This window comes from Paenibacillus sp. Y5S-9 (genome assembly GCF_036894235.1).
GTDB lineage: Bacteria > Bacillota > Bacilli > Paenibacillales > Paenibacillaceae > Paenibacillus.
Window position 1 is genome coordinate 4,181,143 of sequence record NZ_CP145887.1, and the last position, 26,888, is coordinate 4,208,030.

The window sequence follows — 26,888 nt, forward strand, 5'->3', positions numbered from 1 at the left end:
ACCCTTCTCTAGGTCGCGCTCCAGACAACTTACGATCTATTTCGACATAAATATATTAAAACTGAATAGGAGATTTTTATTTCTATAAATTTGCACTATTATGAATTTTTATTTCAGATATAAAGAATCTTCTTTTTAATATAATTTATACTTTTTACCTATTAAATTGTTTTTCCCACTTACATATATACGTATAATCTACATTCTGCATTGACTTACACATACATTCTCCATACCAATTTACATGTGACATGGTCTTCTTATATTTACATAAGAAGTTGTATAGTTCTTACGTCTAACACATATCATTTTCATGCAAAAAAATTTATGTATTTTGCTATACACACTCCACATTTCAAGACTTAAGTCTAATAAATGTTTAACCATACTGAGTCCATTATCCCATAAAAAAAACCAAACCCGAATCAACAAAGTTTGGTTTTGAAGCGAAAAAAACACTTTAAATTAACATAAAACCCGTTAAAGCCTAATTACTTATGTGTTAAATAGCTGCTCCAGTTCTATTAAGCGGTCCTTAATCCTATGCGGAATAATATCAAACAGGTTATCCCACGTCATGAACATCTCCGGTTTTAGTAAATATTCTTCGAACTCCATGGTAGGTACAAACGCTTTGGTCTGCAGATAACGCTCCACCTGAGCATCGATCTGTTCATTCGTTTCAAAATAACCTTGAAACAACTCATTCACAAGTAGCCCATCACATCCAGCTTCGGCACCTGCTGCACTATACAGGTTTGGCAATAACTCAAATACAACTGGAAGTGGTGAGAAAGCATGTTTGCCTGGCTGCGAGTACAGACATACATGATGTCCAACCACATTGACCCGTTCCTTCAACAATCCGCGTAGCACCTTCCCATGAAAGCTGGCTTCACAGTCTACTACCTCTCCATCATGACCCACATAAACCCATACATGCTCCATTTCATACAAATGTCCAATCTCATAATCCCACCAGATTGCATATTCAATTACATATTGTACTGCCTCGGTCGGAAACTTAATGTCCCTTCTGAACGATGGTGAAGGTCCAGATTGATGCAACACAGAAATGCCAACAAAATCAGGATAAAAGGGTTCGGCTCTGTCAAACATCAAAATAGGTGCATAACTCATTGCAATTTCAAGCGTTTTCAGTTCTGACATGTTCATTCATGAGTCCTCCGTTTTTGTTGGATGTTCATACTATACTAACAGAGAACGGAACACACTGACTCAGGCATTTTGAATTTTTATCGTAAGATTATTGCATCGACACATCAAAAAACCTGCAACTGTTATTCTCCAGTTACAGGCTCTGTACTTTGATAATGAATAAGGAATTTTGAATTAAGACTTCAGCTTACTGGATGGTGACACGGACGTCTTGGAAGGAGAAGTCGATTGATCAGAGACCTGCGTATCACATCCTATTGGAGGGCCCAGAATCGCATCATTTTTAATGGACGCAACGGCTCTGGCATACGCCTCTTCATCCAAACAGTACGCGCGGTGAGCCACCTCCGGCGGTGTAGCTGCCAAGAAATCCGCTCCAAACACAATATCAGGCGTTGGTTGATCAAAGATAGTTAATACATATACATCATCTGTCTCAGCGACAAACCAGTGAAACCAGCCTTTCGGAAATACCACGACCTGCCCTGGTTTCAGACGATATGTCAATCGTTCACGCGTAAACGGATTGAAGACTGACGCTGTAATTTCACCGGTGATGACCACAACCATCTCCGTGACATTGGTGTGCCAGTGCGGCTGCACAATAATTCCTTTGCTTAAGTACACGTTGAAGAAACCATTCGCAATGGTCGGCAGCTGTTCTCCAAACAACTGGGTTACATAGTTGCGTGAATCCCTCTGATAATTGACAACCGCATTGGAATCGGCTGCCAGCGGAACATTCGGGGCTTGTAAAATCGGATTCATCATACGATCATTTCTCCTCCTTGGGCATACACTTCATTGTTGTACTGTATGCCGGAGAATAGAAAGATAATACCGTTGACACACGTTATATATTGTTTTAATCCTGAACTTTAGGTTTCTTAGAATCATGTATAAACGAATTAGACACGTGTAGTAAGTTGCACTTACACCAGCCAATACCGCTACTTCTTCCCGCCGTAGACCAGGTGTTCTTCGCTGTCCATAAGATCCTGACAATCCAACCTGTTCCGGTTGAATGCGGCTTCTCCGTGATTTCAAGAACTCACCCAGTTTTTTGTTACGGCTCATACTTGTATCCATAAACATCGTTCCTTTTTATAAAAGTATTCAAGCCTGTTCGCCCCTATCCCGAAATGGTAGTCTCTGAATGACTTTGATATAATTCATCTATTATTAGTTCTGCAGAATACTTGGTTTACAAGTAGCTTAGCATCGATTGGTGCAGAACGAAAGGAGCGTAACATGATCCCCAATGTTGGAGATGTGTACTGCGTGTACGTCGAAAAATTACAACAATATACAGCCTGCCAGGTGATTGGACTGAAAGAAACGGAGGGTAAAACTTCCGACACGCTTGCCTCCGTCCTTCAGTTGGATTGGACCGGTGATCAACTGCCTAATGAGATGCAGCTTCATCAGATGAAACCGTTGATCTGTAATTTCTATTTCTGGAATGAACGACTTGTCCATAGTTTCGTGAGTGCTAATGTTCCTTCACAGTATGTGCTTGCAGGCAATATCCCTCCTCTCTACACCGAGGAAACAAATACGTATGGTGGAGGCTGGCCGATCGGAGAAAGTCTCTATCTCCAGCGTGAATGGGAAGGTATCGATGCGATCCGAAGAGCGCAGTTCAAACAAGCTGCGGATGATGACAAAGAAGTCATGGTTGGCAATCGTGTAATGCGGCGCAGTACGAGCACACTCCGCGATTTCAGGCCTACATCTGCGGAAGATGTAGCCGAACTCGCAAAGCTACCTTGCCTGACACATATTGAAATGGATGGATATACGGAATCGATCTTTCCATTTATAGAGGACAACCCGTTCATTAATGAACTTCATATCATACATCATGGTCAAACGATACTCGATATCAGCAGCAGTCACCTGACCAAACTTATTGTGGATGTCAGCGGGTTGAAGGAGTTAATTTTGAACACAAAGATGAAAAGTCTGAATTTCACAGGAGAGTTATCTCCTGATCTGCGTATCGTGGCTTATGAAGACGGTAAATGCATCACTCTCAATGTTCCATCGGGCCTGCCACAGGTTACGGGCATCTCACGGCTTGAAGGTCTGTATATCAGAGATATCACGGAGCTCAATCTGGAGCCACTTGTGCAGTATTATCCTGAGCTTTCAGAGTTGCGATTGTGGGGTAAACCCGGCAATGTATCCCATATAGAATCGATTCAGCATTTGGCAAATTTGCAAACCTTCACTACATACGACCTGTTCGGCTTCAAAGGTGAACAATTCCCTGATCCAGAGCAACTTCCAAAATTGGCTACGCTGTGGCTAACCAGCCTGCCTGCCGATGCAGCCAAATCGATTAAAACAAGATATAAAAAATCTGCTGCTGCCGGACATGATATAGAGATCACCAAAGCACGCAAACCGGAATGGCTTGCGGAGAACCTGAACAATCCATTTCGGGATTGGGATGGACGGGACCACATCAAGGCAGCTCACGCCAAAAAAGCAGCTCAATTGTACAAGCAGTGCTCGAAGGAAATCCGTCACTTAAGTCAAGATTTTAATAATCAGGAAGCTATGCACAAACAACTCGTCTCCATGGTTGAGAACTATACACAGACCTTCAACAAGATGGATGCCAAGACCGGCTTTATTGAAACTGTTGAGCGGGAAGAGATTTATGTTGTTCTAACGGAGTTACTGAATCAGCTACAACAGAATTTGGAACTGCGTCAAGATGATTTGATTAAGGTCAATCACGAGGAATTATATGAGGTATTTGATCGTTTGAGGGATTTCTAGGCTACACAAAAAGGGTCCTGTTATGAAAATGGCAGGACCCTTTTTTGCATGAATAGAATTTCTTACACTCTATTTTCAATAAGATGACGTGACTCGCGCAGAACCTTGGGTCGCTCGATCCTATGATAAGCCACACAATTTCAAGTAATTCAGGATCGATGCGGTATCATCAATGGAGGTGCGCAGGGCAATGTAACCGTCAGGACGAATCAATACAAGTTCTTTACTTGCGACATCGTAAACTCGATAGGCATTCCCTGCAGTGTCTATTATACCTTCCGCCCCCTCCACCTTAGATGGAAGGATATAATGCAAATGGAGTGCATCGTTGGTGAAGTTCTTCAGAGAAGGATCAATGTTGTTTGCAAAAGCCAAAAGCGTCCAGTGTGGGCCGCGCAAGAGGTCAAAGACACTTCCTGCAAACCCGGTGCCTTGTAGTCCAGTAGCATTAGGAGCACGATCTCCAGGAAGTAAACGGGTAGCATTTGTTCGAGCAGACGGATGGGTAAGCGAACTTGAACGATAGGAAATGAGAAGCCCACTCGTCAGATCGTCGGATATGGTGCTCAAGGATTGGGACAACCCTCCGCCTTCAGTCGCCGTTCTTATAACGCCTCCCATCTTCTTAGTGCTGTCTTTGAGCACGGCCTGAGCCACTGGGCGGCGCTCCTCATCGTAGGTGTCGAGTAAGGCGGTGTCTGCTCCGTGTATGACAGCCGCCAGCTTCCAGCCGAGGTTGTATGCGTCCTGTATTCCCGTATTCATGCCTTGACCACCGGCCGGCGAATGAACATGAGCGGCATCACCGGCAAGAAAGACCCGGTTGTTTCGGTAACATTCAACCATACGAACGTTGACCCGGTAGATGGACAACCAAAAAGCATCCGTAAGCCGAACACGTCCGGCCCCGGCGCGCTGGTCAAACATGGCTTGATACACCTCTAGCGACGGTTGCTCTGGTTCATCAATGTCTGCCGGAATTGTAGCCTGCAGTTGCCAAATATCGGATTTTGGTAGCGGCGTCACCCCGATCATCCCCTCCGAAGAAGTCCAGATATGGATATGGTCACGATCTAACCCTTCCAATCGTACATCGCCAAGATACCATCGCTCATGATCATGTGTTTCCCCAACCAACGGTAAGTGTATAAATTTGCGGATATTGCTTTTGCCCCCGTCAGCGCCGACTACATAACGAGCACGAATTTGCTCTTCTCCTTGTGCTGTATTCAACGTTACCGATACACCATCCACATCCTGAACAAGCCCTACAGCTTCCATGCCCAACTCAACTTGACCGCCAAGCACTGCATATCGGTCGCGCAACGCTTTTTCCACATCATATTGAGCAATCCAGACCGGATCACGATAGGGTGTCTCAAGTTCGGCGCTGGCTGCAACGGTAATAGTCGGCTTGTCCACACTTCTGCCATCTGCGGTATAATAACGAACAGGCAAGTCCACAACACCTGTATCAACAATGTAGTGAACGGCTTCCAAATCATCGATGACTTCAAGCGAGCGAGGCTGGATTCCTTTGGCGCGAGATGCAACGTTATACACGGTGCTTCGTTCAATAATACGATGGTTGACGTTTCGACGGGCAAGGTCGCAGGCAAGTGTAAGCCCTGTGGGTCCGGCCCCGACAATGAGAACATCAACAACAGACGGTATGGTATTCATGAATAAAAACCTCCTTGATCATTGATTTGATACGCTACATTTGTTACACTACACCGTACAGTGTAGTTTGTAAAGCAGGACTCTAATCCATTTCTGAAATACACATATAAGGGGGAAAACGTAAGAATGGATCATACGCAAAACAAGAAAATCCGCAAAGGCTCTTCAGACAAACGAGCTAAAATTATTGCGGCGGCACGAGATCTGTTTCTTTCGGAAGGGTTTGATCGTTCCAGTGTCGATGCGGTCGCAACTAAAGCGGGAGTTTCCAAACGGACAGTTTATGATTATTATGGGGACAAACAGAACCTACTGCTTGCCGTTGTGGAAGAATCCAGTTCGGCGGTTCTCGTCATGATTGAGCAAGGGATTTCAGACCACCTCTTGAAATTCGAAGATCTTGAGCAGGCACTCATCTTATTTTGTGAACAAATCGTAGCTTCTGCAAACGGTTCGTCCGATTACAAGGCTTTGATCCGTCTGGTTATGGTGGAAGCTGCCAACCTGCCAGACTCGTTTTTTGAAAGGCTGGATAACGCAACTGAAGAGGGGATTATCAGGAGGTTTACAGAATTTGGACAAAACGGACTGCTCGATGTGATTGATCCTAAAATGGCTACAAAGCACTTCGCTGCATTAACGTTTTTATTGGTATTTAATCAACCGGGAAAAATCGGGACATTAGAGGAGGAGCAAACTAAACGTATCATCACTGAAGGCGTACGCGTCTTTCTTTGCGCTTATGCCCCACAACGTAAGTCTTAAAATCGCCATTGTAAATGCCTTTTCTTTTTCCGGATAAATTCCATAATCTAATCGATCTGCGACTTTATTATCAATGGTAAACGCAAAAACGGAACGAAGCATGCTGATATCCTGCTTCGTTCCGCCCATCTTTTTATCTTGGTCCCATTCGTTAGTGAACTTGCTCTAATCTAAAGCAACCCTTTATTGAATGGAAAAAACTTCTTTTTTCAATAATTCTTCTGGTGTCTGCCCTATCACATCACTGTGAAAATAATCGCGGATAACGCCATCTTGAAGATAGTTAGCGATCGATACCATAATCATTCCTTGATCCAGTGCCAGATAAGCTTTTGTAAGTTCTCCCGTTTCAACATTGACTGAGTCATAGAACCCATATTTGCCAAACATTTTGAAGTTCTTTAAAGCTTTAATGTTCTTTCGAACAGCTTCAGGGGCATAATCCAGGGCCAGGAATGATGCATGTGCTGTTACCGTTGCTCCATCTTTGTAACCCGAGGTACCTAACGGCGTTGCTGCAAACTCACTGTAACCTGTCGGAGTTGCAGAAGGTGAAAAGCCCCATGCGGCATACCCTTTTTCTTTGGCATATTCGATTTGCAATTCGACATGACGCTGGTTGTTCAATCCCAAAGCTTGAGTACCCAGCCCTTTTTCCTTTATGACCATACCGGGCATAAGAGCTTCAAACATACTGCCTCCCCAGCTTGGCACGAACTTTTTGTCCTTGTATACATAACTTCCTTCAAACACATCCACTCCATCGTACTTAACGGATTTGCCTTGAGGAATCTGAGCTTGCCAATCCCATTCTTGAGGTAATGTGCGATACATCTTCCACCAATGATCTTGAGGAACGTCACCTTTCCCAATAGCAATATAGCTGCCTACACGTGGTTCCGTATAAAACATCCCATAATGGTGGTCCGTCAGCGCGCCTTTAGCCACATCATACCCTCCGCGGAATTGGCCGACTTCAGGATCATATAGCGGAGTATAATTCATATTTTCAACCAACTTGCTTGTTTCCCCATGAAGTTCTTCATAGGCTTGCCCAACGACAATTAAACCAGCGGATAACCAGCCATTATCGACTTGGGAAATAAATTGTCCCCAATCTTTCTTCACTGATCCGTCATCTGTGTTATACCAGTTATAAAATAGACCGTTCCACTTTTCTAACTTTTCGAGGGAATTTATAGTTGTTTGCAGGCGATGTACAGCTTCTTTCTTTGAAATAATGCCCAATTGTTGCGCTGAAACGGTACTCATCATATACATTGCGATGTTTGTGGGCGAGGTACGTTTAGCTTCTTCTGTCCCGTTTTCAGTGAGTCGTACTTCATCGTAAGTCAAACCAGTGTTCTGATCCGTATAGTCCTCAAAAAACGTATAGGTTTTATATGCAATCGCTCTCAATTCTGCTCGAAATCCAATTAAATTGCTTGAGTCACCTGCTGAAGCCATAGGAGTTAAAGCTAGATTAGCTAACAGACAAAAAGTTAAGATGAAGCTGAATTGTTTTACTTTTTTCATGATTTTCTCCCTTCAAATGGATTCGAAACGTTTCGTGTATATGTTATCATAAATTTCCCATTTCCGTAAACAGGAAAATAGAACGCTTACAAATACGGAATATAATAAAGGTCATTTATAAATATAAATTCGAAACGTTTCATTATAGGGACCACATTAAGGCAACTCACGTGGAATTATATGACATATTTAATCGTTTGAGGGGCTTTTAGATTCTAATTTGAATAGATAAAAAGCCTGACTCCATAGGAATCAGGCTTAATCCCTTTCGTATCCATTCTAAACCGTTCTAAGTTGCTACAACTGTTGTTCCACAATACTCGCAGTCCGTTGATTGCTTGGGAAGCACTTTTGCCTTCGCCCCACATCCCGGGCAACTCACTGAAATAGGCCTTTGTGGCTCTTCTACTTTTTCTTCGACCTTCTCTTCAGCGTCTTGCTTGTCTGAAAAATTAATCTCTGTATAGTTAATGGTATTATGACTGCTGTAACTCACGGTGTTGCTATTGTAGCTTGAATAAGTATGCGGATTCGCATTCTCGCGATCAAGATGACCGCCATAATCTCCCCCATAAAACTTTCGTTCAGGGACATGCTTTTTCTTAACACGTTTTTTCCTAAGCAATTTAATACCAAAAAACAAAAATAAAAATTCAACGATAATAATTTCAACTACAAGAACTATATTCAATTGATCTACGATATTCTCTTCCATAAGTAATCGTATGGGTATAGCAATGGCATAAAACATGAAAAAGAGTCCAAATAACTTCCTTAACAACACGATTCCTCCTATGCAGTTTACGAGATCCTCATCGTTGTTCCGCAATACTCACAATCCGCAGACAAAGTAGGATATACCTTTACCTTGGCTCCACACCCTGAACAATTCACGGCTACAGATTCTTGAGGTGTCTCGTCATATCTCTCATGATGCTGATCTTCGTAATTTTGCTTATTAATAGAATCGTAGTGATGATATTGATCAGTCCTAGAATGAGATTTAGGTCGACCACACATTTTAATGCCCGTAACGAGAACGATAACTCCAGGGATAAAAAGAATTATTGTACTTATAATGGCCGTTTCTGTTCCTTCGGATATTAATATTAAAGATAACAGGATCGTCACGGACGAAAGGATAATGAATAAAATGCCAAAAAATTTCTTCACCGCTTTTCCTCCTTAAAACATCACACTCTACCTAGCAGTGTATATTACAAGTATCCGTAAAAGAAGTCATTTAGTCCGCTACGGTTTACGAGATTCTCATCGTTGTTCCGCAATATTCACAATCCGCAGACGAAGTAGGATATACCTTTACTCTAGCTCCACACCCTGAACATATTAAGGATAAAGGTTCTTGAGATTCCTCTAATTCTTCATACTCCTCGTGATAGTTACCTCCGTCATATTGCACATTACTACTAGAATCGTCATCATAATGTTGATCGGCTTTAAGTTGAAATTTAGGTGGACCACACATTTTAATTCCTATTACAAGCAAAACAATTCCACTAACAAAAAGTACAAATGCATTAATAATTGCCACATCAGTTCCCTCAGATAGTTCAAATAAAGAGAACATAATTGTTATACATGAAATTATAATAAATATAATCCCAATTTTCTTTTTCAAAGTTTCTCCTCCTGCAATTTATGATTTTCTTGTCATGATCTGTTGATTGCGCTCTTTCAAACGGAACCTTAACTGGGATAGTTGCGAAGCAAAACGTTCACTATTTACCAATTCCCCTGATTCGTACTGATTTGCAAGTTCACTGTTCATCAATTCAATGTCCAACAAGATCTGGCGGTCATTTTTCTCAAGGGAATCCGGAGTGATTGGGTCACTATACTTTACAAGTTCAATTAATGATTGAACGGTTTTTCGCTCCTCTTCCACAGTTAGGACGGGTTGTTGCACCATGGTATGAAGCAATTGTTGTAAAGCTTTTTCCATTAATTGTAAGTTTGCGATTTTTGTATGTTCATCTGCTTCATGACGGCGTACACTCTGAATATAGATCATAATGATTCCGCACAAAATAATTGCGATCGCAATCGTTACCGTGTGTAACAATACGAACCAACGAAGCCCATGATCTGCTGAACCTGTTAACAACGTGTAGATCATCACACAAATCAGATAAATAACCAATACTACACCTAACGCTGTGTAACCTGGAACAAGCCTTTTAAACCGATCCATATTTTGCATGATGAACCGTGCGTAGATCCAAATTGCCGTAATCGCTACATAAGAAGCAACGAGATTCATCCAAAAAGAAAACGATAAAAGCGCATGATTAAACACCGTAAAAGAAACGATTGAGGATACTAACATGCATATTAAATAGACGACATCCAAAATCAAGAGATTGCTCCGTTTTACCATCACTATGCCTGTCCTCCTTCTTGCAGATTGTTTCCACAATCGAGACAGAACTTCTGGCCGGGTTTTACTTCATGTTGGCACCGACTACATTTCAAGCTTAAACTTGTGCCACAGTTGCCACAGAATTTTGTATGACCGGAATTCATATGGTTACAATTTGGGCATGGGCTAGGCATCGGTTGATGACATTGAATACACTCCAATGCGCTCTCCGCATTATCCGCTCCACATGATGGACATGCATGGTATTTGTCACCACAATTAGGACAGAATTTGGTTCCCTTTGGCAAGCCATGTCCACAATTGTTACAGTCTATTGTTGCTGCGGCTGCGGATTGTTCAGCTAATGAATTGCCACATTTGCTGCAAAATGAGCTGTTCTCCTGGTTCGGATGATGACAATGCTTACATATGTGTACCGCAGGCGTTTCCTTAGTAGACATCACTTTAGACATCTGGGACATCTCACTACTGAAAGAACCACCAAGACCAACCCCCATGCCCATACCAAGCCCTGCGCCCATGATGTCTGACTGCATGCTTCCTTCAATTTTTGGCTGCACCTTCAAGCGTGTCAAACGAACGTTCTTGCTGGTATGTGTACCCAATGATATCCATCTCAGCTTTGCGTGCCAACGCTTCTCTTAATCGAATGACGGAAGGGTCTTCTTCGGGCAGATTGACATTGTGAATATACAGGTTGATTAACTCAATACCAAATTCTTCAAAAGTAGAAGCTACCGTATCTGCAAAATGACGTGATATCTCGGCGATATAGGCATTGATCTCCAAAACACTTACTTTTCTATGTATTAGATATGATGACAACATGGAGTTAATATTCATGATAATCAACCCGCGGAAGTAATTAATCATATTAACTTGGTTAAACTCTGGCAGTGTTCCCACAAGCTTGACCAAAAATTTTCGTGAATCCGTAATTTTAATTCCCATTTGTCCAAATGTTCTTACGGGAACAATAATATTATACTTGGGATCCTGGATCTGAATCGGATTCGCTGTTCCCCATTTAACGTCTAATGCGCTAACCTGATTGACATACCAGACTTCTGCTGCAAAAGGTGACTTTCCTCCAAACGGAAGGTTAACGAGTCGGTTCAAGATTGGGATATTCGCAGTACTCAGCGTATGCCTTCCTGGTCCAAACATGTCAAGCGCTCTTCCATCCTTAAAAAGAATTGCTTGTTGAGATTGATTCACAATCAACTGGGTCCATGTTCCCAACTCAGTCTCGGGATGTTTCCAAGCAAACACATCAGGTGAGCCATCATACTTAATTACGTCAATAATCGCCATGTTCAATTCCTCAATTCAATATTAGATTACTATAATTTGATAGAAGCACTCTTGCTAAAACACTGATTCTACACTATTTCCTATATTAAAAAGCTATAATGATCTTTCATTAACTTGTTTTCATGTTTAGGCATAGATATTTTACCATTTCTAACCTTATTACGCACTAACATAGTTCATTTTTCATACGAAAATTTTCCTATATTCGCATATTCATAATAGTAAAAACCTCTTCCACATGTTAATAGGAAAGAGGTTAACTATAAAACCACAGGTTGTGAAAAATCAAAATATTAGCTTGAGTATCCACTCTCGATCATAATCAACGTCCCAATTTTGAAACCACTCGCAAAAGCCTCTTTTGAATGTATAGAGTGAACTTGATCCATCTTATCAAACAATACCTCGAGTTGTTTAAAGTCTTCCTCCGAAAGCCTTTTCTGGAATTTATCGATATAAGCGGTAATCTCCTTATTAATCGATCGATACTCTGCGTCTTTAGGAACAATGTTCTCCTCTGGTCTCAGGTTACCGTAATATAATTGTTCTAATATACTTCCCACATCACAGCCCCCCTTTCTCTTATACATGTCTGGTACTCTTCTCCTGACAATTATATAAGATTGACAGACAATGCTGGGGATTTATGCGATATTCGCATGGGTTTCTTATCGCTTACATCGAAAATCGTATTTTACATGCTTGCTGTAACATAATAATGTAGCGCTTGTTGAGCCCTACCTCGGGAGTATGCTACGATATGGACACCTATTTCCACAACATCGTATAACAAATCAACCGCACAGAAAGGACACTATGAATCCTTCATCACTGTCATCCAAATTAGAACAGATCATTCCACCGCTGGATCTGCGAAGCTGCCTCGTCAGCGTAGGCGGTGAGATTATGTACGAACACTACCGCAACCAAGTGGCTGCGACAGATATTGCAAAAATCAATTCATGTACCAAGAGTGTGCTATCCGCACTCATCTGTATAGCGATGGATAAAGGTTTGTTGCCAGAGGCATCAACCCCAATCTCCACCTTTTTCCCACAGTTGACATCCGATCCTGACCCTCGTAAACCAGCGATCACACTGGAACAACTGCTTACCATGACAGCCGGATTCAACTGGGATGAGTTCGGGGGGCAGAATTCATTTCCTCGCATGACCCGCACCGATCATTGGGTGGATTTTGCGTTGGAACAGCGCTTAAGTCATGAACCGGGTACATACATGGAATACAATTCAGGAGTATCACAGATTCTATCCGCCATCCTGATGCAAAATGCAGGAATGAACGTAGCCGAGTTCGCAGAACATTATCTTTTTGCTCCGCTGGGAATTAAGGATTATGAATGGGAAAGTGACCCTCAAGGTGTACATACTGGCGGATTCGGTCTTAAGATGTTACCCGTAGATCTGCTGAAATTCGGTCAGCTGTTTCTACAGCAAGGTATGTGGGAGGGTAAGTCTCTCATTTCAAGTGATCTCGTATCCCGTTCGACGCAGCCTTTCATTACAGTCACTCCACCGAATCACGGCAGTTATGCCTGGCATTGGTGGGTGGATGTCTATCCGAATGAAAGATCTGCCGCCGAAGATATTGCTTCTGAAGACGACCAACCCAATCTCCATTATTACTACGCAAGAGGGTTTGGTGGGCAGTATGTATACATTGTCCCAGAGCTGGAACTTGTTACGGTGTTAACCAATGACAAACGAAAGAAAGAGAAACCTCCGCTGGATGTTTTCCCGCGATTAATCGCCCCTGAGCTATGGAAAATGTTATAAACACGGGCAGTCCTGCTATCCTGTTCGACCAATGAACCCCCAACCTTATGTAGGCATTAACCAGCCTATAGGCTGGGGTTTATTCGTCATGCCAAAGCTTCTTCGATGGCAATCGTTAATGGATACGGACCAGACTCCTGATTAGAGACTACAACCAGTTGCAGATCATAGTCCGGATAAACGGAAGACATGAACGACACCCCTGGATCAAACCCCATGACATGAAATTTGAAAATGTCTTCCTCTTTGCAGTCAATCCAGATACCCTGCCCATAGTACTCTTCATTCTCTTGATGAGCATGTGGAGTTAATAACTGCTGTGTCGTCTCTTCTTTCAACAATTGGTGACCCAGCAAAGCATCCCAGAATCGAATCATATCAGGTGCCGTAACATAGGCCCCGCCATCTGATCCACCTTTGACAGGAATGGAGAACATATTGGTGTTCCAAGAGCCGTCTTCATGATCGATATAGCCTAAAGCTGTGTTGCGCGGAAGCTGATCTGTTACGAAATAACCGGAGTCCTTCATGCCACACCGTTTGAAAATGTGCTCTTCCACATAATCTGTAAACGACTGTCCTGAATGTTGTTCCACGATAAGCCCCAGCACAATGAAACCCGCATTGTTGTAGTGAAAACGTTCACCCGGAGCAGACTTCATCGGCAGATACTGAAACATGGGCAGAAAGTCACTTAATCGCCTCATTGCGTAAACCGGTCTGTCTTTCCACAATTCTGAAAAGTCTTCCATCACTTCTTCATCAAAATAATCTGGGATACCTGACGTGTGTGTTAACAACTGATGGATGGTGATTTCTTCGTCCCATAGTGGAAAATCCACATCCAACACATCGTTCAGCTTGGAATCAGCAGATAACTTGCCCGCTTCTATGAGTTGGCATATACTCACTGCCGTGAAGATTTTACATCCTGATGCAATTCCGAAGCGTGTATCCACCTGATTGGCAAGCTCTTCACTGCGATTCGCATAACCACGTTTCATATTCAAAAGGGTTTTCCCGGCTTGCTGGAGTAATACAACACCCGAAAAATTCACACGCTCCATGACTTCTTCTACTTTTGTTGTCAGCTCTAGTACATTCAACATTTTGTTGTTCACCTACTTGTCTAAGTATTCTTAATACTCTCATTTTTAATTCTTCGTCATATCCTGCATACCTGCCACATTTTCGTAAAAAGAAGGGTTACTCCCTCATAAAAGGAAATAACCCTTCTTCATACAACGTAAGATTAAGTTGGACAAAGTATGCTCAAATGCTGTTCAATCACTTGTTCCACTCGTTTTGCTGTAAGTCTATCTGGCTGCATTAACATATGAATGGCGAGTCCATCCACAAGAGCATATAACTTCTCGATCTCCATCTCGGCATCCAGATCAGGATGTGTCATACCTTGCTTCTGCAACTCCTGTATTACCCACTGAACAGACCGATACATCCCTTGATGCATCTGATCACTTAACTTTTTTAATTCGGGGTACACCAATAATTTGGCTGTAAACGAAAACCAGACCTCCATTTCCATGATTCTGTCTTCGTCCAACGGGAGAAATTGCAAGAGCAGATTCTTCATATCCAGCAGTACAGATCCATTCATCTGTAATGCCTCCACCCTTTTCTGTACCCGTTCTGCAAAAAGATTCATGCAAAAGGTGAACAATTCGGCCTGTGTGGCAAAATAATGACGCATGGAACCTACAGATAGTCCCGCTTCCTTTGCTATATTCCGAACTGTAGCATGCTCCAGTCCGTGCTCTTGTATGACCCGGATTGCTGCATCAGCAACGATTTTCCTTTGAGCTTCATGATCTACGATTTTTGGCATGACAACATTATACACCAAACTTCTCTTTTAGTAATACACTGTGCTATAATACTTTTTAATACATTGTACTAAATAAAAAAACAGCTGTAGGAGAGGAATTCATAAGATCATGCATACAACTATCCCCGCCTCAAAACGTAAGAAATTCAGCGTTCTCACCTTCATAGTAAGGCTATTCTGCACAATGCTACTCCTGTTCGTTGCAGCATTTCTTTACGAGTGGTTTGCTTCGGCTCAGGCCAAAAAGGACTTTCCACCTCCGGGTACGTTAGTTCAAGTCGACGGTTACCAACTACACATTCATAAACAAGGCAATGGTTCACCGACCATACTTATGGAGGCTGGAAGTGGTGAGACCAGTTTGTCGTGGAGGGACATTCCTGCGGAACTAGCCCAACATGCAACGGTGGTCACGTATGATCGCGCTGGATATGCCTGGAGTGAATCTGCACCTACAGAACGTACAGGTGCAAATATCGTCAAAGATTTACATGCAGCTCTGGAGAAGGAGAATATCCGCGGCCCTTACATTATGGTAGGTCATTCCCTTGGGGGTATGTATGCCAGACTCTTCGCACAGACGTATACAAGTGAGGTTCAGAGCCTTGTGCTCATTGATGCGAGACCTGAGGATGATGAACGGAATACAAAGGCTTTGTTGGAACAGGCTCAGTTTCAGGGAAACCCGCCTGCCTCCTTATTATCTTTACTGAAGGTATCTGGCACTTTCAGATTATTTCCAGACTTTATGCTTGATGGTCTGGTTGCCAAGCAAGATCGGGATACTTTTGTTAATGTGATTGCTACCCCCTCCTATTTTCACGCCAAAGAAGAAGAAGCCCTCCACGCTCATTCAACAGAAGATGCCATTCGTGGCCAACGTCTTGACTCCATCCCTGTACGTATCATTGCACGCGGACGTCCTCAAGACTATGCTAGTGCAGGGATTCAGGTTGAAATTGGGCAGAAGCTCGAATCCATATGGCAATCGGGACAGCGTAACATGTTGAATATATCGAAGGATAGTCAGCTCATTGTGGCCACCCGCAGTGGTCATATGATTATTCACGATGAACCTGAACTGGTTGTAAAAACAATCCTTGAGTTAATCTCTGATAAGTAGAGATATTTTTCTTCAGAAGCTCCTGCGCTCGATCCAATGTTAAAGGGCTGTTCCAATAGCCATGGGTATGACTTGGAACAGCCCTTTAAGCAATATACATTAAGATTAGATCTAATGAGTTCGGCCTTAAGAAAACATGAGTTAGCGTAACGCTTGCAGGTCCGACTCGGGACTTCCTGCGCTCTTCTTCATTTCACGGGGAGCCCTCGTATTGATCAGATAATACAAAGTGGCGTAGATTGTAGTAATAAACGTGCCAAAAAACAGGCAAAACGCCAGAGACGGGCGACTAACACTTTCGTGCATCAGCTCAATCAGCGTCTCGCGATTCGTCAGTGCATCCCAACTATTCAGTCGATATACACGTCCAAGCAATACCCCATAACTCCCCAAAGCACAGCCAGCCAGTACAAAGATCCAGGATGCCCAGCAGCCAATTCGGTGATAGATCACTTCCTGAAGCTGATACATCGACAGGAATCCAAGCAGGAGTCCAGTCCAGACAAACATCAATACAACACTCAAGTCGTACCAATACGTGTAGTCGACCCCATTACCACCATAATACCGGGAACTTCTTGCTGTCAGATGAACCAAATCCGTAACAATATAAGAAGAGTTCGGGAAAAATAACAACCACAGCAGCCCACTTGCGACTGCAAGCCATGCGGCACCTTTCCATTTCACATCACTTAGAAGATAGGCTGCATAAGAGAACACAAAAGGAATCCAGCCCAAGAACAGATTCCAGATCAGGAAGCGGAAATAACGCTGATCCAGCCAATCTGCGGCTACATAGTACAACCCAAGCGTTACTATTGTGACCACACTAAGGAAAATAAATATGCGAATATAATTCAGTTTTCTCAATGATTCTGACCTCACTTGATAAAATTCAATTAATCTTGAAAATATCGGATGATTTCTTCCTTATTCTTTTCCACGCGCAAATTCAATCCACGTTTATCCTTTAATCCATACTGCTGTAATTCATGACCTGGATCAAGCACCAACGGTTTCGTCGCCACATCAACCAGCAAGTCCATCGTCAATTGATATGTTTCCCGTAACTTGTCCATTGGCAGAGAGGACTCATAGCGTTTAATCAGCTCAATCAGACGTTCAGCATACACGAGTCGAACCATACTGTCCGCACTCTTCAATTGTCTCGATGCAAATGCTGTAATTGCCGTAATTATACTTGGTTCTGTCCGATGTTTGGCAATCAACGCAAGTTCATCCACCGCATCCCAATTCATGATAGACAGCTCGGAACTTAATTGTTGAATCCGCTCCCTATCCATTGTTCCTCTAACTCTTGGGGTACGTCCCATCGCTTATAGTCCGCATACAAGCCTTCTCGATGCATCTGTATAGCGCTCCCATAATGTTTAACGAACAAATCCTTTGCTACACCCCAATCGGCCTCTTCCATCTTAACCACCACCATACCTGTTCCTATTTGTGCGTATACTGCTAACATTACATAAATTTACTACTCTCCAAGCATACTATAGAAGTTGAACTATACATTTGCACGAGAACGCAGAGGACAGAAACAAACTACAGAAGCGAAGCGTTCGCTAAAAGCTTTCTACAAGAAAGCTACTTCGGAAGCATAACCTTATAACCGGATTTTCACCTTTGTAAAATCGAATTAAAAATCTGGGGATAACAGCGATCGGAAGGTTGTTCTGTCATCGGAGTGGCAAGTGTAAATATTCTTTCGTTCAACTTATATAGAATCATACCATTTACCAAAGGAGAATCAAATTTACAATGAATCCAAATTCCATGAACCCTCAGAATGCAGTACAACCCACATTGAACACCAATCCAAATATCAGTCCTAACATGAATCATGGTGGTCATGAGATGTTCGATGTGCATGAGATTCTGTCCTCCACCATTAACGTGCTAGATCAATATATGATCTTTCGTACATTTGTGCAGAGCCAGGAACTGATTGGCATTCTGGATCGGCAGTATAACTTCATTTTATCCCAATACAATCTGACAGCAGAGTGTTTTGCATCCGGACAAAAGCCTCATCAAGAGACAGCAACCTACATGATCCCCAACATCGTACCACCGGTATATGGTCTTAAGCCATCAGCACCGAAAAAGCCAAACCAGAGCTTGGCTGATGTAAAGGATGCCGGGATTAGCGGTCATATGCTGGGACTGATCAAGTCACATGCGAGTCTGCTCGGCATGTCCTGCAGCGAGATCACCAATGGAACGGTTCGCCGAGTCATCGCTTCACAGATCCAGCATTTTATCGAGATGGCCTATGAAATTTTCATGTTCCAGAATAAAAACGCCTATTATCAAGTACCTCAACTCACTCCAAGTGATACACAACAGATGCTTCAGGCATACATTCCAGCAACCGGAGCACCTCAGATGCCTATCAGCAATAAACCACTTCATTAACTTAGAAAATATAGAGTCCGATTCCCCAGAGAACAGTCTCTTCAACCCACCAGGGGTACAAGGGGCTGTTTTTTTTGATTATTTTCCTGCTTAAGACTCTTGATTCGCTTACCAGAAACTGGTTTAATCAAAGACAAACCCGTACATATTCAACATACGGATCATACATATAAAACACGGTAAAATGCGGTTATAAGAAAATTCAAATGGCTTTTTCTTCATTATGGGGAGGTATACAAATGAGATGGAAGCAACCTGCTAAACTTGGTTTACTGGCTATGGCTCTCGGCTGTACTGCCATTGGCGCAACAATCACACCTTCAACAACACTGGCTGCACCTGTTCCCGCTTCCAAAGCGGTGTATCATCAATTCCAAACCTATCGAACAGAAGCAGTGAAGTCCACAGAAAGTCTGATTAAAGCACGTAAATACCTGATGAATCATATCGACAAAGTCGGTCCTTGGCAGGCAACATTAATGACGCTGCAATTAGAAAATATGCAGAACGTGAAGCTGGCTGATATGGATCACCAAATGTATACGGAACCGTTTCAACAGGCCATATCTCAAGCCCATGAACAACTTGGTTACGAACAGAAGCTTACATATAGTCGTCTGCTCAAAGAAATTAAAGATCCGGCAGTGAAGAAACTTCTACAGGAAGCTTCTGATCTCGGGTTCAAACTGGAAACCAGTGAAGGCTTGTATTATCCCATCATCAATTATGAGATATATCAAAAGTTCAAACCTTTTGTTAAGGCTGATATTGCTGCGTACATTGATATTATGGCTACCGAGTCCAATCAGATGACAACTTCAGATGGTGGCATTATCATCTCCTGGAATGATTTAATTCAGCGTATATTGGAGAAAGAAGCCTTTTTGAACAACTTCCCGAATTCCAATCGTACATCAGCAGTGAAGCAGTGGATATCGGTGGATTACCTGTTTTACGGAAGTGACAACACGCCTGCATATGATTGGTACACGAACGACGAAGAAATCCGCACCATAGACCCTGAGGTAAAAAAGGCTTACGAGAAAGCTTTGGCTAAGCGGGAGCCCAATACGGAGAGTGTTATTCTGGACACTATGGAAAAGATTTTGCTGGTCCTCAATCAGAACAATGATGAGCTTACACCTGAAATCAGAGCAATCATTGAAACTGTTCAACAACAATTTGCCCCGGAGTAATTGGATGCTGAATAACAAAATGTGAATGCAAAAAAAGCGGCAATCCTCGTGACAGAGGGTGCCGCTTTGAAGTTAACATATCAAGTCCTTACGTTTGGATCAAAGAATTGAAGTGTCTATTGATGTAAGTTTGTTCGGATTTACGACGAGATACACGCCCTCAATCCGCTCTCCAGAAGCGTCCAACTCCAAACAGAGTACTTCGGACAATTGCCCTTCTTTCATCAACGCAAGTTGAAGCTCACCATTGATCCACATGGGCACCCATTCTCTTTCACGCAATCGCGTAAGGACTCGCCGTGAGGTCAGGAGTGCAAGCACACCTTTGTGAACGTTCATTGTTCTCATAACCGTATGCACAACACCACCGCCATCTGCTGTAAATACAGGCTGATCCGCCAGTAACTCCAGCATGGCAGCGACATCATAACGAAGGAAAGCCGCTGTAAAACGGCTCAGCAATTCACCTTTGGCTATCATATCCGCATCACTCTGCTCGATCGGTGGTAGTTTTTCGGGCAGATTTCGTCTAGCGCGGCTAAAGATTTGACGGCAGTTACTCTCCGTTTTGCCCAGCCAATCCGCTATTTCGGAATAATCATATTGAAATGCTTCACGAAGTACAAAAACAGCCCGTTCCATGGGCGATAGACGCTCCAACATGACCAGATAGGCGTAGGAGATCATCTCTTTCTTCTGCATCGTTTCCTCTGGCATATTCCCCACTTCTCTGTCACCCATCGGCTCTGGCAGCCACTCACCAACATAACTTTCCCGCTGGTTACGGGCAGAATTTAGCAGGTTCAAGCTTCGGTTCACAATCAGTCTGGCGATGTAGGACTTCGGATTACGAATATCCTGAGCAGACATGCTCTGAATCCCCGCAAAACAATCCTGCACAATATCTTCAGCTTCTACCACACTGCCCAGCATGCGGTAACCTATTGAAAATGCATATTTTTTATAACGAATATACAACTCACCAACATCCAGAGAAGACACTTCTGGCTCATTGGCGTGGAGATTGGAATTCATGAGAATGGCCCCCTCTGGCATGGTGCATGTATTTTTAGTTAAAGCAACCCGGATACATTCCTGTTGTAATCGCAATCCGGTTCCAGTTGTTAATCGTGTTAATGGCCAGGATCAGATCCACCAGTTCGGATTCACTGAAATGTTCACGAACCTTATCGTACAACGCAAGGGGTACACCGTGTTCCGAGATTCGGGTCACCACTTCAGCCAGCTCCAGCATAACACGTTCCTGATCTGTGAAGAAAGGCACTTCACGCCATACACTCAGCAATAAAATATGATCCGCATAATCTCCCAGTTTCATCAGATCTTTGGCATGCATATCGAGACAAAAGGCGCAGCCATTGATCTGGGACACGCGGATTTTTAACAACTCATACAATACTTTATTTTCAAATTGCCCGGATATATATTGCTCCATCGCCATCATCGCTTTAAATGCGCCTGGACTCGCTACTCTGTAGTTCGTTCTTAAATTCATTTCTCATTCTCCTCCGTCATTTGGTCTACATACTGAAGACAAATGACAGTCGGAATCTGTGACATTCTTTACGAAAATCTTTTTATGCCTACAAGGATGGCAGCTCAACTAACGAATATTCACACTGAGATTCTGATGGCAGGACAATATCCATGGAGTTAATAATCAATAATGGAAAAACATACTGAAAGGTTGTTCTCTTTTTACAATTAACATCTAACGTAAGAAAAATAAGCGTTTTTCCGTATTCATGTACGGTTTTTGCTGTAGCGTTTGTGTTTTCAACCAAAAGTAGGTTGGATATATTGATACTTTGACCAAAATAGTAGTAACATACGGCTAATCAAGTTAACTTTTCTGACATTAAAAAGAGAATCGTTTATCCATATCAGCAAGGAGTGTTTCCTATGATAACTTCCAACGCAAACCGTAATGTGACGTCTGAATTGCCTAGAGGCTGCACGTTCACCGCTGAAGACTGGCATGTATTATCCCAATATTGGTATCCGGTAGCCCAAGCAACCGAAGTAACAGACAAACCCCTGGCTGCTCAATTACTCGATGTGAAGCTGGTTCTCTATCGCAGTAATGATCAGGTTGTGGTAGCCAAGGATCTTTGCTTTCACCGCGGGGCTCCACTAAGCAAAGGCTGGGTAGAAAATGGCGAGATTGTCTGCCCTTATCACGGTTTCCGTTATAATTGTGAAGGAAAATGTACCGCCGTACCTGCACATCCAAGCTCCAAGATCTCGCCTAAGCTCAAACTTATCGTGTACCCGGCAGTTGAACGTTATGGCCTGATCTGGACCACTTTAGCGGGAACGGAAGAACAGATCCCCTCCTTCCCTGGATGGGATGATCCCGATTATATCAATATTTTGCCACCCAACTTTGACATTGCTGGTTCCTCTGGACGACAAATGGAGGGATTCCTGGATGTATCCCATTTTGCCTATGTGCATACCGAAACGTTTGGTGACCGAAACAACACAGAAGTCCCCCAATACAAAGTGAAACGCGAAGGTAATGAGTTACTGGCGGAGTATTGGAGTACTGTAAGTAACTATGGCAAAGGGCAAGATCTTGTTGCACCTGAAGGTTTCCAATGGCTGCGCGAGTTTCGAGTGTTCCCACCTTTTGCGGCTTCTCTTACGGTACATTTCCCAGGAGACGACAAGCTGAATATTCTGAATTGTGCTTCGCCGATCTCTGCCCGTTATACACGTTTATTCTGTCCAATCACACGCAACTTTGACAAAGACGCTCCGATTGAAGACACTATCAAGTTCAACTTGCAGGTATTTGAAGAAGACCGCGAGATGGTCGAGTCACAGAAACCGGAGGATCTCCCCCTTGATCTGCATGCCGAGGCCCATATTCCCGCAGACCGTACTTCCATTGCTTATCGTCAATTATTAACGGAGCTTGGCTTGGGACGAAATTACACATCGTAAATTAAACCACCAACAAAAAGAAGATGTCCCCTGCCATGTTAAAGGCGGATGAGGCATCTTCTTTTTCCGTTTACACGCATTGTGGTACCAGCTAGAACAGTTTTGCTTCCATAAGTTTGGCTAACAACGCTTTGAAGTCTTTCAGTTCAGCCTTTTCGACCAGCTGCGATTCTAATTCATTAAATTTTTCTACGACAATATACGCATTTAGAAATAAACCCAAATGATCTTTAGCAATAGCTTCTGCATTGTCTTGATTCGACGAATAATCTGAAATCACAGCATAAGCAAACTTTTCCGGATCAATTTTCATTTTGGATTTCATTGTGCATTCTCCCTTACAGGTTTAATTATGCTTTGGTAAGCCATACACGCATTTCACCAGAATGTCGATTTGCCCAGCAATAATAAGGAATAAAACGCAGTTGTGTAGGTGTATAGGTTTCAGGTGCCCGAGACGCATACAGTACGTTTTCCCATTCCGGCTCAATATTTCTTTTTTCAACTTCTGCATGGATTGAACCTATTCCACCTAATAATTCAGGATTGAAGGTGTACTCATAATCTTGCTTAACATTTAAACGAACTAAGTGAAGATGATTTCCGTTGTCTGCTTCTTCTACACAATAGATCAAAGGTCCACGACCTATCGCTACTTTGCCAATATCAGCTCGTACAAGCGGATGGGCTGCATATTCTTTGATCTCCATCGGTAGAACAAATTCAATGGTGTCATCATTTTCCCACATACGATTAATATGAATATATCCGTTGTTCATTTCCGCCTGAATCGGATGACCATTCAACAATAAGGTGTACCGTTCTGCCCAGTATGGCACTCTGATAGCCAAATTAAAAGTTGTTGGCTGTTCCGTCCGAGTCACCATTGAGATATGACCTTCCCAAGGTAAGTCCGATGTTTGCTCAATCTGTACCTTATGTTCATCCATCTCCAGTTTTGCGGTACTTGTAATGAACAAGTGGGTATATATCGTATTTTGCTCCGGCCCAGCCGTGTATACATATTTATGAAGTGAGGTTAATAATCGGGCCAGATTAGGTGGGCAACAAGCACAGCCAAACCAATCTGGTCGTGTTACTTTCACATGACTTTTGCCAGGATCATTCCGGCTGCTACCCGGATCTACCTCTAGCGGATTCACATAAAAGAAGTGCTTGCCATCGAGCGCCATTCCAGCAATCGCGGTGTTGTACAAGGCTCGTTCCAATACATCGGCATATTCAGCCCGTGCTTCATTTTTCAGCATATTAAAGGCAAAAAAGATAAGTCCAATCGAAGCACATGTTTCGCAATACATCGTATCGTTAGGAAGATCGTAATCCTGGGTAAAGGCTTCTCCATCTACTGTTGAGCCAATACCTCCGGTAATATACATGCGTTTATTGACTATATTGGCCCAAAGACGACGGCACGCTTCTAACATGGGAGTATCTTCCGCAAGCCTTGCTGCATCAGCCATCGCTGCACACAAGTAAACAAGTCTTACCGCATGCCCTTCGGCGGTCTCTTGCTCCAAGACGGGCTGGTGTGCCTGATAATATGGGAGCTGGCGGTGGCTCATGCCTTCAACCACAGGTTTGGTTCCTGCATCTTCTGTTTTTTGTCTGGCAAAAAAGGTCAGATCCGTTCCACGCTCATATAGAAAATACCGGCTTAGTTTCAGATAACGTTGCTCCCCGGTTGAGCTGTATAACTTCGTTAATGCAAGTTCAATCTCTTCATGACCATCGTACCCCTGAATTTGGTGCTCTCCTTTACCAAAATGGTTATCGATACAATCCGCCAATCGACAAGCAATGGTTAGTGCTTTTTCACTTTGAGTCGATTCATAATAAGCCACGGCAGCTTCAATAAAGTGACCTGCACAATACAATTCATGACTTTCAGCAAGCTGTTTGAATCTGCGCTCGGGTTCTTCAATTGTGAAATACGTATTTAGATAACCATCCTCCTCCTGTGCCAAAGCAATAAGATCGATCACGCCATCGGCTAACTCTTTTAGATCGGGGTCGTATTGAATCGATAACGAATAAGCAACCGCTTCAAGCCATTTGTATACATCACTATCCTGAAACACCCAGCCATAATGATTCCCCTGCTTCAAACCGGCAGCGATTTTGAAATTTTCGATGGCATGACTCTTTTCAGAAGGAATGGTATCGTCATTTCTTTCTTTTTCGATCGTTATATTGGCAGTATCATTCAATACATTCCACTGATAAGGAATCATTTCCGTACGCACCAGTTCACGATAATTAGACCAGAATGGATCTGTAATATTTAATGATTTTAATTGTAGTGACATCGTATATCTCCTCTCATCGTGTACAACTTGTTACGCAGCATGAAAATAGGGTTTTAATCTGTAGCTTAATTTTCTTTGATTAACAATTGTTTGCGAATATAACTCTCGTTACGTTCAAAGCGTCGATAAAATAACATCGGGATAATGCCTAGTGCAAATACGATTGCGGGCAGCCAGATAAATACAAACTGGATACCTGCTAACGACTGGGCACTCTGTGCTACATTAGGCACGTAACCAAAAGCCGACATAAATTGTGTAGGGATGAATCCACCTAATCCTGATCCAGCTTTGATACAAAAAGCACTACCAATCGCTGTCAACATACCACTTGCACGTAGACCTGATTTCCATTCTCCGTAATCTACCGTATCTGACAACATCGCAAAAGGCATAGAACAAGCAATACCTGATCCAATACAGGCGATAATCCAGCCTACAATTAAAATTCCAATATGCTCTCCTGCAAAAAAGAGAACAACTTGTCCACACGCCGCCAGCACAAAACCCAATATCATTGTGGAATATTTATTGGAGACCTTCACAATAAACGGAATAAGGATCATGCCTAAAACTTGAATAACAGAAATGCCATTGATTAGTGGTACTAGATTTTTGTGTCCTATATTATATTCAAAATAATAAACTAGCGTTGATGTACGTATCGTTAATGCGATCCAGAATATTAGATTAGCTATAACTAGAATAACCCAGGGCCAATTTCCTTTGATCGCTTTGAAGCTTGATTTGAAAGGGATGGTTTTGATTTTCTCCGTATTGATTTCTTTTAAATCAGCAAAAGCAATCAAAAACATAATGATAGAAACAACACCGAATAAACAAACGGTCCAAAAGAATCCTTTTTGATCATTGCCTGCCCCTAAAAAGGCAACCAACGGTAAAGTAAATGTTACTGCTGCAAAGTTACCTATATTTCCACCGACCATACGAAATGAATTAAGCACAACTCGTTCATCCGGATTTCTACTCAGATTCGGTAAAATAGAAGTGATGGGTGTAGAAATCCCCGTATAAGCAATCCCTGCCAGAATATACGTTACACTGGCATATACGATTTTCCATGTCCCGTCCAGATCGGGCGTTGTAAACGTCAAGACGGTAAACACAGCAAATGGGAAACATAACCATAAAAAGTAAGGTCGACTTTGCCCATATTTAGTTCGAGTATGATCTACAATGATTCCCCAAAGTGGAGCATCGACCGCATCGACTAATCTGGTGATCAATAATAATGCCCCTGCTACCCCAACAGATAAACCAAACACATCTGTATAAAAATAAAGCAGGTAAGCACCTATGATGCTGTATAACAAATTTCCTCCTGTATCTGTGAGCGCATAACTTATTCTGCGATGAAAAGGTACTTTCTCCGACAGAAGAGTTGAAGGCTGCTCTGGCAAAGATTGGGGCGTTGTTTGCATAATATAACCTCCAGGTTCAAATCAAAATGTAAATGCAACTGCGTTTTCTTATCTAATAGTAAGCGCTTACGATCTCAAGATAA

Annotated in this window: 26 protein-coding genes and 1 pseudogene; 7 read left to right on the plus strand and 20 right to left on the minus strand. The window is 42.7% G+C overall.

All coding sequences use genetic code 11. The features are described from left to right. Positions 1-495 precede the first annotated feature (495 nt). The 3 genes and pseudogenes from V6669_RS18315 to V6669_RS18325 form a co-directional block, all read right to left on the minus strand. The gene (locus V6669_RS18315) at positions 496-1,176 is read right to left on the minus strand and encodes a hypothetical protein (protein ID WP_338587414.1); all 681 of its coding nucleotides are present in this window, start codon (positions 1,174-1,176) and stop codon (positions 496-498) included. Positions 1,177-1,353: 177 nt separating this feature from the next. Further along, positions 1,354-1,950, minus strand: coding sequence for a cupin domain-containing protein (locus tag V6669_RS18320; protein WP_338587415.1), 597 nt, complete (start codon positions 1,948-1,950; stop codon positions 1,354-1,356). A 144-nt stretch (positions 1,951-2,094) separates the two neighbouring features. Then, positions 2,095-2,268: pseudogene (locus V6669_RS18325) on the minus strand (XRE family transcriptional regulator); the annotation flags it as partial. Between the two features lie 162 nt (positions 2,269-2,430). Here V6669_RS18325 and V6669_RS18330 point away from each other — a divergent pair. Further along, positions 2,431-3,969 carry a hypothetical protein gene (locus tag V6669_RS18330; protein ID WP_338587417.1) on the plus strand — a complete coding sequence of 513 codons (1,539 nt, stop codon included), beginning with the start codon at positions 2,431-2,433 and terminating at the stop codon, positions 3,967-3,969. 120 nt (positions 3,970-4,089) lie between these two features. Here the strand turns inward: V6669_RS18330 and V6669_RS18335 are convergent, their stop codons facing one another. Next, positions 4,090-5,652 carry an FAD-dependent monooxygenase gene (locus V6669_RS18335; RefSeq protein WP_338587419.1) on the minus strand — a complete coding sequence of 521 codons (1,563 nt, stop codon included), beginning with the start codon at positions 5,650-5,652 and terminating at the stop codon, positions 4,090-4,092. A 126-nt stretch (positions 5,653-5,778) separates the two neighbouring features. Between V6669_RS18335 and V6669_RS18340 the strand changes: the two genes are divergently transcribed. After that, positions 5,779-6,417 carry a TetR/AcrR family transcriptional regulator gene (locus V6669_RS18340; protein ID WP_338587420.1) on the plus strand — a complete coding sequence of 213 codons (639 nt, stop codon included), beginning with the start codon at positions 5,779-5,781 and terminating at the stop codon, positions 6,415-6,417. A 183-nt stretch (positions 6,418-6,600) separates the two neighbouring features. Here the strand turns inward: V6669_RS18340 and V6669_RS18345 are convergent, their stop codons facing one another. The 7 genes from V6669_RS18345 to V6669_RS18375 form a co-directional block, all read right to left on the minus strand. Further along, complete coding sequence (locus tag V6669_RS18345; RefSeq protein ID WP_338587422.1) at positions 6,601-7,953, minus strand: glucoamylase family protein; 1,353 nt, start codon at positions 7,951-7,953, stop codon at positions 6,601-6,603. Positions 7,954-8,242: 289 nt separating this feature from the next. Then, positions 8,243-8,734: a hypothetical protein gene (locus V6669_RS18350; protein WP_338587423.1), complete on the minus strand. Its 492-nt coding sequence runs from the start codon at positions 8,732-8,734 to the stop codon at positions 8,243-8,245. A gap of 477 nt (positions 8,735-9,211) precedes the next feature. Further along, positions 9,212-9,592 (minus strand): hypothetical protein, encoded by a 381-nt coding sequence (locus V6669_RS18355; protein ID WP_338587425.1) that lies wholly within the window; start codon positions 9,590-9,592, stop codon positions 9,212-9,214. Between the two features lie 18 nt (positions 9,593-9,610). Beyond that, positions 9,611-10,354 carry a hypothetical protein gene (locus V6669_RS18360; RefSeq protein WP_338587426.1) on the minus strand — a complete coding sequence of 248 codons (744 nt, stop codon included), beginning with the start codon at positions 10,352-10,354 and terminating at the stop codon, positions 9,611-9,613. Beyond that, positions 10,354-10,890 carry a zinc ribbon domain-containing protein gene (locus V6669_RS18365; protein WP_338587427.1) on the minus strand — a complete coding sequence of 179 codons (537 nt, stop codon included), beginning with the start codon at positions 10,888-10,890 and terminating at the stop codon, positions 10,354-10,356. The genes V6669_RS18360 and V6669_RS18365 overlap by 1 nt, the downstream gene beginning before the upstream one ends. 7 nt (positions 10,891-10,897) lie before the next feature. After that, positions 10,898-11,668 (minus strand): SPFH domain-containing protein, encoded by a 771-nt coding sequence (locus V6669_RS18370; RefSeq protein ID WP_338587429.1) that lies wholly within the window; start codon positions 11,666-11,668, stop codon positions 10,898-10,900. Positions 11,669-11,961: 293 nt separating this feature from the next. Then, positions 11,962-12,231, minus strand: coding sequence for a DUF6809 family protein (locus tag V6669_RS18375; RefSeq protein WP_338587430.1), 270 nt, complete (start codon positions 12,229-12,231; stop codon positions 11,962-11,964). 253 nt (positions 12,232-12,484) lie between these two features. On the opposite strand from V6669_RS18375, the gene V6669_RS18380 reads away from it, so the two are divergent. Continuing rightward, the gene (locus V6669_RS18380) at positions 12,485-13,465 is read left to right on the plus strand and encodes a serine hydrolase (RefSeq protein ID WP_338587432.1); all 981 of its coding nucleotides are present in this window, start codon (positions 12,485-12,487) and stop codon (positions 13,463-13,465) included. An 86-nt stretch (positions 13,466-13,551) separates the two neighbouring features. On the opposite strand, the gene V6669_RS18385 is transcribed toward V6669_RS18380, so the two are convergent. Further along, positions 13,552-14,574 (minus strand): serine hydrolase, encoded by a 1,023-nt coding sequence (locus tag V6669_RS18385; RefSeq protein WP_338587433.1) that lies wholly within the window; start codon positions 14,572-14,574, stop codon positions 13,552-13,554. Between the two features lie 143 nt (positions 14,575-14,717). Beyond that, positions 14,718-15,311 (minus strand): TetR/AcrR family transcriptional regulator, encoded by a 594-nt coding sequence (locus tag V6669_RS18390; RefSeq protein WP_338587435.1) that lies wholly within the window; start codon positions 15,309-15,311, stop codon positions 14,718-14,720. A gap of 184 nt (positions 15,312-15,495) precedes the next feature. Here V6669_RS18390 and V6669_RS18395 point away from each other — a divergent pair, with 184 nt between their 5' ends. Next, positions 15,496-16,434: an alpha/beta hydrolase gene (locus V6669_RS18395; RefSeq protein ID WP_338587437.1), complete on the plus strand. Its 939-nt coding sequence runs from the start codon at positions 15,496-15,498 to the stop codon at positions 16,432-16,434. A 141-nt stretch (positions 16,435-16,575) separates the two neighbouring features. Here V6669_RS18395 and V6669_RS18400 read toward each other — a convergent pair whose 3' ends face one another. Both V6669_RS18400 and V6669_RS18405 read right to left on the minus strand, forming a co-directional pair. After that, positions 16,576-17,304 carry a DUF1361 domain-containing protein gene (locus V6669_RS18400; protein ID WP_338587439.1) on the minus strand — a complete coding sequence of 243 codons (729 nt, stop codon included), beginning with the start codon at positions 17,302-17,304 and terminating at the stop codon, positions 16,576-16,578. A gap of 29 nt (positions 17,305-17,333) precedes the next feature. Further along, positions 17,334-17,738, minus strand: coding sequence for a hypothetical protein (locus tag V6669_RS18405; RefSeq protein WP_338587440.1), 405 nt, complete (start codon positions 17,736-17,738; stop codon positions 17,334-17,336). Between the two features lie 550 nt (positions 17,739-18,288). Between V6669_RS18405 and V6669_RS18410 the strand changes: the two genes are divergently transcribed. Further along, positions 18,289-18,870: a spore coat protein gene (locus tag V6669_RS18410; protein ID WP_260986591.1), complete on the plus strand. Its 582-nt coding sequence runs from the start codon at positions 18,289-18,291 to the stop codon at positions 18,868-18,870. A gap of 239 nt (positions 18,871-19,109) precedes the next feature. Further along, on the plus strand, positions 19,110-20,066 hold the full coding sequence (locus V6669_RS18415; protein ID WP_338587441.1) for a hypothetical protein: 957 nt from the start codon (positions 19,110-19,112) through the stop codon (positions 20,064-20,066). Positions 20,067-20,165: 99 nt separating this feature from the next. On the opposite strand, the gene V6669_RS18420 is transcribed toward V6669_RS18415, so the two are convergent. Both V6669_RS18420 and V6669_RS18425 read right to left on the minus strand, forming a co-directional pair. Next, positions 20,166-21,101 carry a sigma-70 family RNA polymerase sigma factor gene (locus V6669_RS18420; protein WP_338587443.1) on the minus strand — a complete coding sequence of 312 codons (936 nt, stop codon included), beginning with the start codon at positions 21,099-21,101 and terminating at the stop codon, positions 20,166-20,168. Positions 21,102-21,135: 34 nt separating this feature from the next. Further along, entirely contained in the window at positions 21,136-21,582 is a 447-nt protein-coding gene (locus V6669_RS18425; RefSeq protein WP_338587445.1) for a carboxymuconolactone decarboxylase family protein, read from the minus strand. A 407-nt stretch (positions 21,583-21,989) separates the two neighbouring features. On the opposite strand from V6669_RS18425, the gene V6669_RS18430 reads away from it, so the two are divergent. Next, complete coding sequence (locus V6669_RS18430) at positions 21,990-23,036, plus strand: aromatic ring-hydroxylating dioxygenase subunit alpha (protein ID WP_047843487.1); 1,047 nt, start codon at positions 21,990-21,992, stop codon at positions 23,034-23,036. A 91-nt stretch (positions 23,037-23,127) separates the two neighbouring features. On the opposite strand, the gene V6669_RS18435 is transcribed toward V6669_RS18430, so the two are convergent. From V6669_RS18435 to V6669_RS18445, 3 genes are all read right to left on the minus strand, one after another. Then, the gene (locus tag V6669_RS18435) at positions 23,128-23,361 is read right to left on the minus strand and encodes a hypothetical protein (protein ID WP_338587447.1); all 234 of its coding nucleotides are present in this window, start codon (positions 23,359-23,361) and stop codon (positions 23,128-23,130) included. Between the two features lie 25 nt (positions 23,362-23,386). Beyond that, positions 23,387-25,363, minus strand: a complete 1,977-nt coding sequence (locus tag V6669_RS18440; protein WP_338587449.1) for a beta-L-arabinofuranosidase domain-containing protein — start codon at positions 25,361-25,363, stop codon at positions 23,387-23,389. 65 nt (positions 25,364-25,428) lie between these two features. Further along, positions 25,429-26,805: an MFS transporter gene (locus V6669_RS18445; protein ID WP_338587450.1), complete on the minus strand. Its 1,377-nt coding sequence runs from the start codon at positions 26,803-26,805 to the stop codon at positions 25,429-25,431. Positions 26,806-26,888 lie beyond the last annotated feature (83 nt).

Bases quoted from the DNA above. Each gene is read 5' to 3' on its own strand.
- V6669_RS18315 (WP_338587414.1), bottom strand. From the start codon at position 1,176: ATGAACATGTCAGAACTGAAAACGCTTGAAATTGCAATGAGTTATGCA.
- V6669_RS18320 (WP_338587415.1), bottom strand. From the start codon at position 1,950: ATGATGAATCCGATTTTACAAGCCCCGAATGTTCCGCTGGCAGCCGAT.
- V6669_RS18330 (WP_338587417.1), top strand. From the start codon at position 2,431: ATGATCCCCAATGTTGGAGATGTGTACTGCGTGTACGTCGAAAAATTA.
- V6669_RS18335 (WP_338587419.1), bottom strand. From the start codon at position 5,652: ATGAATACCATACCGTCTGTTGTTGATGTTCTCATTGTCGGGGCCGGA.
- V6669_RS18340 (WP_338587420.1), top strand. From the start codon at position 5,779: ATGGATCATACGCAAAACAAGAAAATCCGCAAAGGCTCTTCAGACAAA.
- V6669_RS18345 (WP_338587422.1), bottom strand. From the start codon at position 7,953: ATGAAAAAAGTAAAACAATTCAGCTTCATCTTAACTTTTTGTCTGTTA.
- V6669_RS18365 (WP_338587427.1), bottom strand. From the start codon at position 10,890: ATGCAGTCAGACATCATGGGCGCAGGGCTTGGTATGGGCATGGGGGTT.
- V6669_RS18370 (WP_338587429.1), bottom strand. From the start codon at position 11,668: ATGGCGATTATTGACGTAATTAAGTATGATGGCTCACCTGATGTGTTT.
- V6669_RS18380 (WP_338587432.1), top strand. From the start codon at position 12,485: ATGAATCCTTCATCACTGTCATCCAAATTAGAACAGATCATTCCACCG.
- V6669_RS18385 (WP_338587433.1), bottom strand. From the start codon at position 14,574: ATGTTGAATGTACTAGAGCTGACAACAAAAGTAGAAGAAGTCATGGAG.
- V6669_RS18390 (WP_338587435.1), bottom strand. From the start codon at position 15,311: ATGCCAAAAATCGTAGATCATGAAGCTCAAAGGAAAATCGTTGCTGAT.
- V6669_RS18395 (WP_338587437.1), top strand. From the start codon at position 15,496: ATGCTACTCCTGTTCGTTGCAGCATTTCTTTACGAGTGGTTTGCTTCG.
- V6669_RS18405 (WP_338587440.1), bottom strand. From the start codon at position 17,738: ATGGATAGGGAGCGGATTCAACAATTAAGTTCCGAGCTGTCTATCATG.
- V6669_RS18410 (WP_260986591.1), top strand. From the start codon at position 18,289: ATGAATCATGGTGGTCATGAGATGTTCGATGTGCATGAGATTCTGTCC.
- V6669_RS18415 (WP_338587441.1), top strand. From the start codon at position 19,110: ATGAGATGGAAGCAACCTGCTAAACTTGGTTTACTGGCTATGGCTCTC.
- V6669_RS18420 (WP_338587443.1), bottom strand. From the start codon at position 21,101: ATGAATTCCAATCTCCACGCCAATGAGCCAGAAGTGTCTTCTCTGGAT.
- V6669_RS18425 (WP_338587445.1), bottom strand. From the start codon at position 21,582: ATGAATTTAAGAACGAACTACAGAGTAGCGAGTCCAGGCGCATTTAAA.
- V6669_RS18430 (WP_047843487.1), top strand. From the start codon at position 21,990: ATGATAACTTCCAACGCAAACCGTAATGTGACGTCTGAATTGCCTAGA.
- V6669_RS18435 (WP_338587447.1), bottom strand. From the start codon at position 23,361: ATGAAATCCAAAATGAAAATTGATCCGGAAAAGTTTGCTTATGCTGTG.
- V6669_RS18440 (WP_338587449.1), bottom strand. From the start codon at position 25,363: ATGTCACTACAATTAAAATCATTAAATATTACAGATCCATTCTGGTCT.
- V6669_RS18445 (WP_338587450.1), bottom strand. From the start codon at position 26,805: ATGCAAACAACGCCCCAATCTTTGCCAGAGCAGCCTTCAACTCTTCTG.